Below are 12,982 nucleotides of genomic sequence, written 5' to 3'. Positions count from 1 at the left end.
CCGGGCAGCAGCTAAGCCAGCCCCACCAAAACGGGGCACTTCGACACAGGCTCGCCGGTCGCCGTCGTCAATTACGACGGCGGCCACCCCCAAAGTGCCCCGCGACGGTTCGTGGGGGTACTTCAGCACACCCAAAAACAGGCTTTTCCCACCAGACTTTTAGTAGGAGCACACCATGAGCAAGATGCGTACCGTTGATGCAGCGGTTGCCATCCTGGAAAAGGAAGGCGCCATCGAGGCGTTCGGCCTGCCAGGCGCCGCGATCAACCCCTTCTATTCCGCAATGCGCGCCCACGGCGGCATCCGCCACACCCTGGCCCGCCACGTTGAAGGTGCCAGCCACATGGCGGACGGCTTCAGCCGGGCCAAGGACGGCAACATCGGCATCTGCATCGGCACCTCCGGTCCGGCCGGCACGGACATGATCACCGGCCTGTACGCCGCGTGGGCCGATTCCATCCCGATGCTCTGCATCACCGGCCAGGCCCCCGTGGCCAAGCTGCATAAGGAAGATTTCCAGGCCGTGGACATCGAGTCCATTGCCAAGCCCGTCACCAAGATGGCCATGACCATCCTGGAGCCCGGCCAGGTTCCCGGCGCCTTCCAGAAGGCGTTCCAGCTGATGCGCTCCGGCCGCCCCGGCCCCGTGCTGCTGGACCTGCCCATCGACGTGCAGATGGCCGAGATCGAGTTCGACATCGACACCTACGAGCCCCTGCCCGTGGAAAAGCCGAAGGCCTCCCGCAAGCAGCTGGAAAAGGCCCTGGACATGCTGACCGCAGCCCAGCACCCGCTGATCGTGGCCGGCGGCGGCATCATCAACGCAGGCGCCTCCGCGCAGCTCGTTGAGCTGGCCGAGACCCTGAACATTCCCGTCATCCCCACCCTGATGGGCTGGGGCACCATCCCGGACGACCACCAGCTCATGGCCGGCATGGTGGGCCTGCAGACGTCCCACCGCTACGGCAACGAGAACTACCTGCAGAGCGACTTCGTGATCGGCATCGGCAACCGCTGGGCCAACCGCCACACCGGCGGCCTGGAGACCTACACGGCCGGCCGGAAGTTCGTGCACATCGACATTGAGCCCACCCAGATTGGCCGCGTGTTCTCGCCGGACCTGGGCATCGCCTCCGACGCCGGTGCGGCGCTGGCCGGGCTGGTTGAGCTCGCCAAGGAGCGCAAGGCGGCAGGGTCCCTGCCGGACTACAGCGCCTGGGTTGCCGAGTGCCAGGACCGCAAGGCCTCCCTGCACCGCAAGACGCACTTCGGGAACATCCCCATCAAGCCGCAGCGCGTGTACGAGGAGATGAACAAGTCCTTCGGCCGCGACACCATCTACGTGTCCACCATCGGGCTGTCGCAGATCGCCGGCGCGCAGATGCTGCACGTGTTCGGCCCGCGCAAGTGGATCAATGCCGGCCAGGCGGGCCCCCTGGGCTGGACGGCCCCGGCCGCCCTCGGCGTGGTCCGCGGCAAGCCCGACGAGACCGTGGTGGCCCTCTCCGGCGACTACGACTTCCAGTTCATGATCGAGGAACTGGCCGTGGGCGCGCAGTTCAACCTGCCGTACATCCACGTGGTGGTGAACAACTCCTACCTGGGGCTGATCCGCCAGTCCCAGCGCGGGTTCAACATGGAACAGAACGTGTCCCTGGCGTTCGACAACATCAACTCGCCTGAGACCAACGGCTACGGCGTGGACCACCTCAAGGTTGCTGAAGGCCTGGGCTGCAAGGCCGTGCGCGTGGAGGACCCCAACGACCTCGCCGCCGCCTTCGACAAGGCCAAGGCACTCATGGGCGAGTTCCAGGTTCCCGTGGTGGTGGAAGTGATCCTGGAGAAGGTCACCAACATCTCCATGGGCGTGGAAATCAACGCCGTGAACGAGTTCGAGGAACTGGCCGAGACCGCCGCCGACGCCCCCACCGCCATCCTGGCGCTGCAGGCCTAAACCCTGCAGCCCTCAAAAGAAAGACAGCCATGCGCATTGTCATTGCCCCGGACAAGTTCAAGGGGTCGTTGTCCGCCCCCGAAGTCTGTGCGCACCTGGAAAAGGGCCTGCAGCGGGGCGCGGGCGGGAACCTTGAGGTGATCCGGATTCCCGTGGCCGACGGCGGTGAGGGAACCCTCGACGCCGCCGTCGGCTCGGGCTTCACCCGCCGCAGCGCCGTGGTGGCCGGACCAACGGGGGAACCGGTCACGGCCGAGTTCGCCGTCCGGGGCAATGAAGCCGTCATCGAGATGGCCGCGGCCTCGGGCCTGGCGCTTCTTCCCGCAAGTGTCCTGGTGGACGGGCGTCCGGGCCCGGCGGCGGCCGCCACGGCCACGAGCCTGGGCACTGGCCAGCTCATCCGTGCCGCCCTGGATGCCGGCTGCAACCGCATCATCCTGGGCGTGGGCGGCAGTGCCAATACCGACGGCGGCGCCGGAGTCCTGCAGGGCCTCGGCGCCAGGCTCCTCGATGCCGCCGGCAACGACCTTCCGGCCGGCGGTGCCGCCTTGGCCCGCCTGGACCGGATCGACTTCAGCGGGTTCGAACCCCGGCTGAAGGACACACGCTTTGTGCTGGCGTCCGACGTCGACAATCCCTTGCTGGGCCCCCAGGGCGCCGCGGCGATTTTCGGCCCGCAGAAAGGCGCCACACAACAGGACGTCGGCATGCTCGACGCCGCCCTGGCCAGGTTTGTCGAAGTCCTGGCCAGGGAAATCGGTTCGGAAGGCCCGTACAACAGGGCCTTCAAAGCGGCGGAAGCCCCAGGCGCCGGAGCGGCAGGAGGCGTTGGCTACGCAGCCATCGCCGTCCTGGCCGCAACCCGGCGCCCGGGCATCGACGTCGTGCTTGAATTCACCGGCCTCGCCGAACGGCTGGCCGGCGCCGACCTGGTGATCACCGGCGAAGGCAGCCTGGACGAACAAAGCCTCCTGGGCAAGACCCCCATGGGCGTGGCCCGGGCAGCCGCGGCGCAGGGCGTCCCGGTGGTTGCCGTCTGCGGGCGAAGCACCCTGGCAGAGGGGCAGGCGGCCGCCGCCGGATTCGAGGACGTTTACGCTTTGACCGAGCTTGAAAGCAATGTAGACAGGTGCATAGCAGAGGCAGCGCCGCTTCTGGAGCAGCTAGGCACACAGATCAGCGGAAGGCTGGCAGCCACCACGCTGTCCCGCTCCGCAACCACCAAGGAGGACCTCCATGTCTGAAGAACGTTTTGACCTGGTCATCCGCGGCCAGCGCATCCTCACCACCGCCGGCCTGGCTCCCCGTGAAGTGGGCGTCCGCGGCGGCAAGATCGTGGCCCTCGAGCCGCTGGGCAACGGCCTGGCGGGCGCGGAAGTCATCGAACTGGCTGACGACGAAACCCTCATCCCCGGCCTGGTGGACACCCACGTCCACGTCAACGAGCCCGGCCGCACCGAGTGGGAAGGCTTCGCCTCCGCCACCCGTGCAGCGGCGGCCGGCGGCGTCACCACCATCATCGACATGCCGCTGAACTCCGTCCCTCCCACCACCACCGTGGCAAACCTCAAGCTCAAGCGTGAGGTGGCCGAGGACCAGGCGTTCGTCGACGTCGGATTCTGGGGCGGCGCGATCCCTGGCAACAAGGGCGACCTGCGTGCCCTGCACGACGAAGGCGTGTTCGGCTTCAAGTGCTTCCTCCTGCACTCCGGCGTGGACGAGTTCCCGCACCTGGACGCGGACGAGATGGAGGAGGACATGGCCGAGCTCAAGTCATTCGATTCGCTCATGATCGTCCACGCCGAGGACTCGCACGCCATCGACCGCGCCCCGCACCCCGGCGGCGACCACTACCAGACCTTCCTGGCCTCCCGCCCGCGCGGAGCCGAGAACAAGGCCATCGCCGAGGTCATTGAACGGGCCCGCTGGACCGGCGCGCGCGCGCACATCCTGCACCTCTCGTCGTCGGACGCGTTGCCCATGATTGCCAGCGCAAAGCGCGACGGCGTGAAGCTCACCGTGGAAACGTGCCCGCACTACCTCACGCTGATGGCCGAGGAAATCCCGGACGGCGCCACCGCCTACAAGTGCTGCCCGCCGATCCGTGAGGCCTCCAACCGGGAGCTGCTGTGGCAGGGCCTGCTGGACGGCACCATCGACTGCATCGTCTCGGACCACTCCCCCTCCACCCTGGACCTGAAGGACCTGGAGAACGGTGACTTCGCCGTCGCCTGGGGCGGCGTCTCGTCGCTCCAGCTGGGGCTCTCGCTCATCTGGACCGAGGCCCGGCACCGCGGCATCCCGCTGGAGCAGGTGGTGTCCTGGATGGGCGAGAAGCCCGCCGCCCTGGCCCGGCTCTCCACCAAGGGACAGCTGGCACTGGGCTACGACGCCGACTTCGCCGTCTTCGCCCCGGATGAGGCCTTCGTGGTGGACGTCTCCAAGCTCAAGCACAAGAACCCCATCACCCCGTACGACGGCAAGGCCCTCTCCGGCGTGGTCCGGAAGACCTTCCTGCGCGGGGCCGTCGTGGACGGGCAGACCCCCACGGGCAAGCTGATCCGCCGCGGCGGAGTCTAAGGACGCGCCATGGCAGTGGAAGCCCACCATCCGAGGACGGGGGCGCGTCCCGGAACCATCGCCAGGCCTGCCTTCACCGGGGCAGCCGCCCGCGGCCTCGCCGTGTGGGTGGTCCCGGAGGAACGCACCAGCCCGGAACTCCTGGCCCGCGCCGCCCAACTGGTCCTGGCCAGGGCCCTTCAAACTGCTCCGGAGGCGGAAGTCCACTGGCCCGCCGCCGGAGCTCCCACGCCGGGGTCCTCCGCTGACTCGGGGGGAGCCGCAGACGACTCCTCTCATTCTCCCTCCGCGGCAGAGGACCCTGCCGGCGCCCCATCCGGGGCACCAGGGGAGGACGACGGCGGCACCCGGCTGCCGCCGTCGGCCGGCCCCGTGAGCCGCATGGCGGTGGACCTCGCCGCTGACCAGGTCCTTTTGGATGGACGGCGGGTGCCGCTGACCGGCGTCGAATTCAAGGTCCTCCGGTACCTGGTCACGCACCTGTCCCGCACAGTGGGCAGGGAGGAACTGCAGGAGTTCCTGGACTCGTTCGAAACCCCCGGCGCCTCGGCCCGGTCCATCGACGTGTACGTGGGCAGGATCCGCCGCAAGCTCGGGAATGCCCGCCATGCCGTGGCCACCGTCAGGGGCGGCGGCTACCAGTTTGTGCCCGGTTCCTGCGCCACCGTCCGCGGGCCGGCGGAATACTGCATATGACGCCGGAGTTGTACCACTGAGCGGGAAGCCGCTTCACTTGATGTTTTGCCAGTAATGACAAAGTCTTCCAAAGGAACACCATGAGCCCCACCCTGACCACCAAGCTCCAGCCCGGAACCCCGGCCCCTGACTTCACCCTTCAGGATGCCCAGGGCCGCGAGACTGCCTTGGCCGATTACCGTGGCAAGAACGTCATCGTGTACTTCTACCCGAAGGCCGCCACCCCTGGCTGCACCACCGAGGCCTGCGACTTCCGCGACAGCCTGGCTTCCCTCCAGGGCAAGGGCTACGAGGTCATCGGCGTCTCCCCCGACGAGCCCGAGGCGCTGGCCGGCTTCACCGGCGACTTCTCCCTGACCTTCCCGCTGCTCTCCGACCCGGACCACTCAGTTGCCCTGGCCTACGGCGCCTGGGGCGAGAAGCTGGTCAACGGCGAAATCACTGAGGGGATCGTCCGCTCCACAGTCGTGCTGGATACCGAAGGCAACGTCGTCCTGGCGCAGTACCAGGTCGAGGCCGATGGCCACGTGGCCGCCCTGAAGGAAGCCCTGGGAATCTAGCGCTCGCTCTCTTACCGCAGCTTTTTCCCGGACGCTCTCGCACTTACCGCAGCTTTCCCCGGACGCTCTCTCACTTACCGCAGCTTTTTCCCGGACGCTCTCGCACTGGTCACCATCTCACTGGTCAGCAGTGCGGGGGCGTTCGGTGTTTACGCAGCGGTGTCCGGTGCCCGCGACTCTTCTGCCGCCGCCTGTGCGTACGACGCCGAGACCCGGCGGTAGACGGGCGTGAGGAAAGCCAGCAGCGCGGCGATGATCATGATGGCCCCGGCCACGAGGAATACGAGGGCGATGCCGCGGGAGGTGCCCTCGCCCAGCAGCGGGGCCAGCTGGGCGGCGCCGTCGGCGGACCGGGCGTAGGGAATGATCCAGAACTGGGCGATCGGGGCGATAAGGAACGCCGTGACAGGCGATGCTGCGGACTCGAAGGCCATGGCGAACCCGAACACCCGGCCCTGCCGCTGCAACGGCACCACCTGCTGGATGACAGTCTGCTCCGCAGCTTCCACAAAGGGCACCAGGACCAGGTAGGCCCAGATTCCCGCGATGTACAGCCACGCCCACTCCCTGATTGTGAAAATTGCACCCAGGAAACCCATGAGGGCCACCGCAAGGAGCAGCGTCCGCAAAGGGTTGGATCCCAGCCCGAACTTGCCAATCAGCGCACCGCCCACAAGGATCCCCGTGAACCCCACGGCGGAGAAGATTCCCCACAGCTCCACGGGGAACATCTCCAGGCCGTAGGGATCCATCAAGGCCATGTAGACGCCGCCAATGAAGTTGTTGAACGTGGAGAACAGGATCAGGGCGAACAGCCCGGAGATGGCCAGCACGGCGGCGAGGGAGCCGCGCAGGTCGAAGCTGCCGTGGGCATCCGTGGCTGCCGCCCGGACTTCCTCGGGCATGCGCAGGGTGAGCAGGTGCAGGAACGCCAGTGCCGTGAGCGCCAGCGCGACGGCGATGGTCCAGCCCATGCCGAGCAGCCCCACCGAGAGACCGGAGAGCACGGACGTGACAATGAACATCAGTCCCTGCACCATGCCCACCAGCCCATTGGCGTTGGCGCGGCGGTCCGGCTCGACCAGGATGGTCACCGTGGTGGAGAGGGCAATGTTGCGCATGTTCTCAACCACCGCGCCGATCAGGATGACCAGCGTGAACACCCAGAACCACGGCCGGGTCAGGTCCAGCAGCCAGGCGGTGGGCGTCAACAGGAACATGGCCCCGGACAACGCAAACATCACCAGGGTGAAGGCCGCGGCGAATCGCATCACGGCCAGCTTGCGGTAGCGGTCAACGAAGGTGCCGAAGCTGATGCTGGACGCGGCGATCAGCAGCATGTACGCGCCGCCCACTACCCCGGTGGCAATCACGTTGCGCGTCTCCAGGTACACCCAAAACGTCAGTGCGAACCAGAGATAGCTGGTGGTGACGTTGGCGGCCGCGGTGTTCACCAGGATCCCGGCGAAGGTGCGGGACCGCTGGGCCGGGGTGCGCACAGACGTGTCGACGGCGTTCGGATCAGTGAGGCGCGGAGGCTCACCCTCCTCGGGTGCGGCGGACGCTAAGGCAACGTCCTCGCTAAGTCTTCTCCCGCCGTCGGAAGCCGCAGCGGCGCGCGGCGGGACCGGCTCCTGCTCGGTCATGCGTCCCAGTGTAATAACAACCTTGGAGCATGGACACGGTCAGGGGCCGGGGGTTTTTGTCAGCGCTTGTCTCGGTCGCTGAATTCCTCGTCCAGCTCGTAGTGGCGGAACTCGGTTTCGCGGTCCGATTCACCATCCACCACCATTTCGTGGTCGAGCTGGCGCTGGACCTGGCTGTCCAGGACCTGCAGTTCCTGGTCCGAGACGTTTTCCAGATCCTCCGGGAACTGGTCTTCCGGAGTGAGGTGCAGCTTGTCGTTCATTGTGCCCGCCATGTCTATCCGCAGTTGCCGTGTCGGTACAGTGTAGCGGTGCTGTCCCCCGCAGGGGCAGGCGCCGTTGCAGAGCGCCGTTGCAGAGCGTTGCAGCCCGGTGACAGGATGGCCGCATGGGCATCGAGGTCCGTCCCGCAACCAGCTTCGAGGACGTCAAAACCATGGTCGGACCCAAACGGCCCGACGCCAACGTCTGCTGGTGCCTGAGCTACCGCATCCCGTCGAAGCAAAACCAGGCCCTGCGCGGGACCGAGCGCGGCGCCCTGGTGAAGCAGCTGGTGGCGCAGGATCCCCCACCGGGGGTCTTGGCGTACGACGGCGGCGAGGTAGTTGGGTGGGCAGCGGTCCACCCCCGTGCGGACACCAGTTTTGCCGGCAACCGCAAGATCCCGCATGTGGACGACACAAAGGTGTGGTCCGTCTGGTGCATCCGGGTGCGGCCCGGCTACCGGGGCAAAGGCATCTCGCACCACCTGCTCGCCGGCGCGGTGGACATGGCCCGGGCCTACGGGGCACCGGCCATCGAGGGGTACCCGGTGGACAACGGCAGCCGGAAAGTGGACCTCACCATGGCCTATGTGGGCACGCGCAAACTGTTTGAGGATGCGGGCTTCACCAAGGCCGCGGACACCGGATCAAAGCTTAATGGGTTCCCGCGGGTGCTGATGCGGCTGGAGCTGCCGCCACGCTGAAGGCGTCAGGGTTTCTTCCACCAGCTCCGTGGCCAGTCTTCGTCAATAGCCCACAGCGCCAAAAGGAGTGCGTCCACTGTCATGAGTCCCGCAATGAGGTACGCCCAACCTGTCCACCAACCCATAACAATCTCCTGACCCGGTAACCCCCAGCCACTCGATTGCTCATAAGTGTGGCACCTAAAGCGCCAGGACGGAACGCCCTCCGCCCGCAGTCTTGAAAAGCGCCTCCAGCCTCACGTGTGCTTCCGTCTCGAGTTTGAGCCGGCGGGTCAGCCGTTCCACCTGCTGCGACATCTCGTCCCCCACCGGAAGCCGGTCTCCCGGCCAGCTCCACACCTCCCGGGACTCGGCCAAAGCCGCCGCCAGCGCCGTGGCCGCAGCGCGCACTTTCCGCCTGTGGAAGTAGACCCGCAGCAGCGCCCGGCCCTTGTCCAAAGCCGCCAAAGCTGCAGCCTGGACCGCCGCCTGATCTATGATCCTGATTTGCCCCATGACCGCACCTTTTCCGAGCCGTCCAGCCTCCCGGCAGACCGTCCTTGGCACTGGTCCGGTGAAAGCTGCTCCGTGCCTTCGAGTGTCCCGGGCATACCTCAATGTCCGGGCAAGCAGGTCCAAGGATTTCCACAAGATCCGTACTCGCCGGTAGCAGCTCTGCCACCCGTGTGAAGCGCTGCGACATGCCTCGTAGGGGTTAATACGGTAGAAGTAGACCTATGGTCTCTCCCACCGAATCCCGACGTGCCGTTGTCATCGAGGATGACCCGGACATCCGCGGGCTGCTGGTCCGCGTCCTTGTTAAGCAGGGATTCGACGTCACCCAGGCCGGAGCTGGCCTGGCGGGGGTGGAGGAAGTGCGCCGCGTGCAGCCGGACCTGGTCACGCTGGACCTGAACCTGCCGGACCTTGACGGCCTGGAAGTCTGCAAGTTGCTCCGTGAATTCTCGGATGCCTTCATTGTGATGCTGACCGCCCGGGCCGATGAGCTGGATAAGCTGACCGGCCTGGACAACGGCGCGGACGAATACCTCAGCAAGCCGTTCAGCCCGCGCGAGCTCCAGTCCAGGATCAATGCCCTCTTCCGCCGCCGGCCCTCCGCAGCCGCGGATTCGGCCGCGCGCAGCGAACTGCAGCGTGCCACGGAGGTGCAGAAAAGCCTCCTGCCCCAGGAAGACATCCAGGTTGAGGGCTACGACGTCGCCGGAGTGTTCCGGCCCTCGCGGAACGTTGGCGGGGACTTCTATGACTGGTACCAGACTCCGGACGGGCTCCACCTGACCTTCGCCGACGCCATGGGCAAGGGCATGGGTGCTGCGCTCATCGCCGCAACGGTCCGCGCGGTGATGCGTTCGACGGGCCTGCGGCATGACCTGGACACCGCTTTCGGCTCGGCGAGCAAGGCGATCGCCGCTGACCTGGACTCCTCCAATTCCTTTGTCACCCTCTTCCACGCCCGCCTGGACGCCGCTTCCGGAACGGTCAGCTATGTCGACGCCGGCCACGGGCTTGCGCTGCATGTCCGGTCCGGCGGGACGGTCCACCGCCTTCCCTCCGGCGGTCCCCCGGTGGGCGCCTGGGCAGGAACGGAATGGCCGCAGTCGGCCCTGGACCTGCTGCCCGGGGATTCCCTGGTGGTGGTGAGCGACGGCGTCCTGGACGTTTTCGACTCCGTGGAGGACTTCACGGACGCCGTGCTCCGGGCAACGCACCACCAGGAGTCGGCGCAGGCTGCGAGCACCGCCATCCTCGCCCTGGCCCCGGCCGCCACGGCTGAGGATGACGTCACGGTGGTTGTGGTCCGCCGGCTTCCGCAGGAGGCCGCGGCATGACCCGCTTCTGGACCCGGCTTGTTGTTGTCCTGACCGTCATCACGGGCGTCAACTACATCGCCTGGCGCTGGGCCGCCTCACTGAACTGGGACGCCTGGTGGATCGCGCTGCCGCTGGTGATCGCCGAGACCTACAGCCTCATCGACGTCATGCTCTTCGGCATGACCGTGTGGAAGCTGAAGATCCGCAAGGCCGCCCCGCCGCCCCCGCCGGATGCCACCGTGGACGTTTTCATCACCACGTACAACGAAGACCTGGACATGGTGATGACCACCGCGCTGGCGGCGCAGAAGATCAGGCACCCGCACAGCACCTGGATCCTGGACGACGGCGCCCGCCCCGAGCTGAAGGCTCTCGCCGAACAGCACGGCCTGGGATACGTCACCCGAAGCGAGGACTGGACCTCCAACCTGCCCCGGCACGCCAAGGCCGGCAACCTCAACAACGCGCTGATGCAGACGCACGGCGAGTTCCTCCTGATCCTGGACGCGGACCAGATCCCGGAGCCGGACATCCTGGAAAAGACCCTCGGCTACTTCAACAACCGCCGGGTGGCGCTGGTCCAGACACCGCAGTACTTCAGCAACGTCCCCGCCGACGATCCGCTGGGCAGCCAGGCTCCCCTGTTCTACGGCCCCATCCAGCAGGGCAAGGACGGCTGGAACGCCGCTTTCTTCTGCGGCTCCAACGCCATCCTGCGCCGCGAGGCCCTGATGCAGCTGGGCCTGGTGGGCTACGTCAAGGAGACCGAGAAGAGCATCCGCCGGGCGCTGGCTGCCTCGCGCTCCGCCATCAAGCAGGCCCGAAAGTCAGCGGACATGGAAACGCCGCTGGTGGCCCAGGTGCTCGATGAGGTTGAAGCCGCCACCCGCGAGGCCCAGCAGGAACTCGACGCCGGGCAGCCGCTGGGCGAGATCACCTACCGGGTCCGCCGCCGCGTGGACGCTGCCGTGCAGACCCTGGTGATGGCCGACGTCGAAGCCCTCCAGGCGGACCTCGAAGAGATCGCCGCCATGGAACTGGCCCACGTGGGCGAGTCCGGCGTCCCGGTGGTGGCGGACGACGCCGTGCAGCGGATGTCCGCCCGCGACTGGTCGCCGCTGGGCGCCCTTGAATCGGTGCAGGCCGTCCTGGACGCGCTGTCCGTGGAACGCAACGACGAAGCCCAGCCGGTCATGCCGCTGGCCACCATCTCCGTGACCGAGGACATGGCCACCGCCATGCGCATGCACGCCATGGGCTGGGAGAGCGTCTACCACCACGAGGTCCTGGCGTACGGCCTGGCGCCGGAGGACCTGAAGACCATGCTCACCCAGCGCCTCCGCTGGGCGCAGGGCACCATCCAGGTGCTGCTGCGGGAAAACCCGCTGGTCCAGAAGGGCCTTAAGCTGGGCCAGCGGCTCATGTACTTCGCCACCATGTGGACCTACCTGAGCGGCTACGCGGCAGTCATCTACTTCGCCGCGCCCATCATCTACCTGCTGCTGGGCATCCTTCCCGTCACCAGCCTCAGCTGGGACTTCTTCATCCGGTTCATCCCCTTCATGGTGGTCAACCAGCTGCTGTTCGCCGTTGCCGGCCGCGGCATTCCCACCTGGCGGGGGCAGCAGTACAGCCTGGCGCTGTTCCCCACCTGGATCAAGGCGTGCTCGACGGCGGCCCGCAACGTCTGGTTCGGCCGTCCCCTCGGGTTTGCCGTCACCCCCAAGGCCCGCCAGAGCGGCGGACCCAGCTGGAGCCTGATCCAGCCCCAGATCGTGGTGTCCGTCCTGCTGGCCGTGGCCGCCGTCGTCGGAATCATCCGCCTGGCCACCGGCCTGGCGGAACCCCTGGGCACCCTGGTGAACGTGGCCTGGGTCATTTTCGACCTGGTGGTCATGAGCATCCTGGTCCGCGCCGTGCTCTACAAGGGGTACGACCCGGCCGCAGAACACGCAGAACCAACTGATACGGAGAGGAATTCCGATGGAATTTAGTTATGAGGTCAAGGACTCGTACGCCGAGGTGAAGGCGGACGGCCGGCTCAACATGGTCTCCGCGCCGAAGCTGCGGGAGTTCGTCACCGACGTGATCGCGGGCGGGTCCAACCGGATCGTGGTCAACCTGGAAAACACGGCGTTCATGGACTCCTCTGGCCTCGGGGCGCTCATTGGCTGCCTCAAGGCAGCGCGCCAGGCCGGCGGGGACCTCCGGATCGCGGCCGTCCAGCCGCAGGTGAAGATGGTCCTGCAGCTGACCAGCATGGACAAGGTGCTGACGTCCTACGGTTCAGCCGACGAGGCGTTCAGCAATGACTAAGGTCCTGGCATCCCGCAGCTTCCGGGGACCGGCTGCGGACGAGGCCATCGAAGCCGTCCACAACCACCTGGACAGCCTCTGGCTCGACGTCCCCTTTGTGGGGGACATGGACCAGATGACGTTTACGACGGCGGTGATCGAGTCGGCGTCGAACATCGTCCAGCACGCGGAACCCGTGGGGCAGGATCCCGTAGAGCTCGGGGTGGACATTGAGGTCCAGCCCGCACTGCTGCGGGCCCGCGTCAGCGCTTACAACGCCGCGCCGCCGTTCGGACCGATGATCCCGGGGTCACCGGATGAGGACGCCGAATCGGGCCGCGGGCTGGCGCTGATCGAAGCACTGGTCACCACGGTCACGTTCGAGCGCCAGGACGGTACGAACACCTGGGTCCTCACCCGGACCTCCCAGCACGCCTAACCACCCTCAAGTCTGACCACCCCCTAAGGTGGGG

Annotated in this window: 13 protein-coding genes; 10 read left to right on the top strand and 3 right to left on the bottom strand. The window is 67.0% G+C overall.

Annotated elements, in window-relative coordinates; genetic code table 11:
- Positions 1-175: 175 nt before the first annotated feature.
- From gcl to bcp, 5 genes are all read left to right on the top strand, one after another.
- Entirely contained in the window at positions 176-1,954 is a 1,779-nt protein-coding gene (gcl, locus tag AC6CHP_RS08420) for a glyoxylate carboligase (RefSeq protein WP_427115992.1), read from the top strand.
- A 29-nt stretch (positions 1,955-1,983) separates the two neighbouring features.
- Positions 1,984-3,198 carry a glycerate kinase gene (locus tag AC6CHP_RS08415; RefSeq protein WP_498229127.1) on the top strand — a complete coding sequence of 405 codons (1,215 nt, stop codon included), beginning with the start codon at positions 1,984-1,986 and terminating at the stop codon, positions 3,196-3,198.
- Positions 3,191-4,534, top strand: coding sequence for an allantoinase AllB (allB, locus tag AC6CHP_RS08410; protein WP_174175124.1), 1,344 nt, complete (start codon positions 3,191-3,193; stop codon positions 4,532-4,534). Before AC6CHP_RS08415 ends, allB begins: the two co-directional genes overlap by 8 nt.
- Before the next feature lie 9 nt (positions 4,535-4,543).
- On the top strand, positions 4,544-5,230 hold the full coding sequence (locus AC6CHP_RS08405; RefSeq protein WP_498229125.1) for a winged helix-turn-helix domain-containing protein: 687 nt from the start codon (positions 4,544-4,546) through the stop codon (positions 5,228-5,230).
- 80 nt (positions 5,231-5,310) lie between these two features.
- The gene (gene bcp, locus AC6CHP_RS08400; protein ID WP_498229123.1) at positions 5,311-5,790 is read left to right on the top strand and encodes a thioredoxin-dependent thiol peroxidase; all 480 of its coding nucleotides are present in this window, start codon (positions 5,311-5,313) and stop codon (positions 5,788-5,790) included.
- Between the two features lie 149 nt (positions 5,791-5,939).
- Here bcp and AC6CHP_RS08395 read toward each other — a convergent pair whose 3' ends face one another.
- Together AC6CHP_RS08395 and AC6CHP_RS08390 are read right to left on the bottom strand one after the other, a co-directional pair.
- Positions 5,940-7,436: an MFS transporter gene (locus AC6CHP_RS08395; RefSeq protein WP_188731329.1), complete on the bottom strand. Its 1,497-nt coding sequence runs from the start codon at positions 7,434-7,436 to the stop codon at positions 5,940-5,942.
- 59 nt (positions 7,437-7,495) lie between these two features.
- Entirely contained in the window at positions 7,496-7,699 is a 204-nt protein-coding gene (locus tag AC6CHP_RS08390) for a hypothetical protein (RefSeq protein WP_188731327.1), read from the bottom strand.
- Between the two features lie 125 nt (positions 7,700-7,824).
- Here AC6CHP_RS08390 and AC6CHP_RS08385 point away from each other — a divergent pair, with 125 nt between their 5' ends.
- Positions 7,825-8,403, top strand: coding sequence for a GNAT family N-acetyltransferase (locus AC6CHP_RS08385; RefSeq protein ID WP_498229120.1), 579 nt, complete (start codon positions 7,825-7,827; stop codon positions 8,401-8,403).
- A 180-nt stretch (positions 8,404-8,583) separates the two neighbouring features.
- On the opposite strand, the gene AC6CHP_RS08380 is transcribed toward AC6CHP_RS08385, so the two are convergent.
- Positions 8,584-8,898: a hypothetical protein gene (locus AC6CHP_RS08380; protein WP_104186438.1), complete on the bottom strand. Its 315-nt coding sequence runs from the start codon at positions 8,896-8,898 to the stop codon at positions 8,584-8,586.
- Between the two features lie 221 nt (positions 8,899-9,119).
- On the opposite strand from AC6CHP_RS08380, the gene AC6CHP_RS08375 reads away from it, so the two are divergent.
- From AC6CHP_RS08375 to AC6CHP_RS08360, 4 genes are read left to right on the top strand one after another with little or no spacing between them, the layout of a single operon-like run.
- Complete coding sequence (locus tag AC6CHP_RS08375; protein WP_498229118.1) at positions 9,120-10,232, top strand: PP2C family protein-serine/threonine phosphatase; 1,113 nt, start codon at positions 9,120-9,122, stop codon at positions 10,230-10,232.
- Complete coding sequence (locus AC6CHP_RS08370) at positions 10,229-12,208, top strand: glycosyltransferase family 2 protein (RefSeq protein WP_427116001.1); 1,980 nt, start codon at positions 10,229-10,231, stop codon at positions 12,206-12,208. The genes AC6CHP_RS08375 and AC6CHP_RS08370 overlap by 4 nt, the downstream gene beginning before the upstream one ends.
- On the top strand, positions 12,198-12,530 hold the full coding sequence (locus AC6CHP_RS08365) for an STAS domain-containing protein (protein ID WP_174175141.1): 333 nt from the start codon (positions 12,198-12,200) through the stop codon (positions 12,528-12,530). Before AC6CHP_RS08370 ends, AC6CHP_RS08365 begins: the two co-directional genes overlap by 11 nt.
- Positions 12,523-12,948 (top strand): ATP-binding protein, encoded by a 426-nt coding sequence (locus tag AC6CHP_RS08360; protein ID WP_498229115.1) that lies wholly within the window; start codon positions 12,523-12,525, stop codon positions 12,946-12,948. Before AC6CHP_RS08365 ends, AC6CHP_RS08360 begins: the two co-directional genes overlap by 8 nt.
- Positions 12,949-12,982 lie beyond the last annotated feature (34 nt).

The sequence above is a fragment of the Pseudarthrobacter sp. GQ63 genome, from assembly GCF_059758765.1.
The sequence above is the reverse complement of the archived record's forward strand: the minus strand, read 5'-3'. Positions and strand labels throughout refer to the sequence as shown.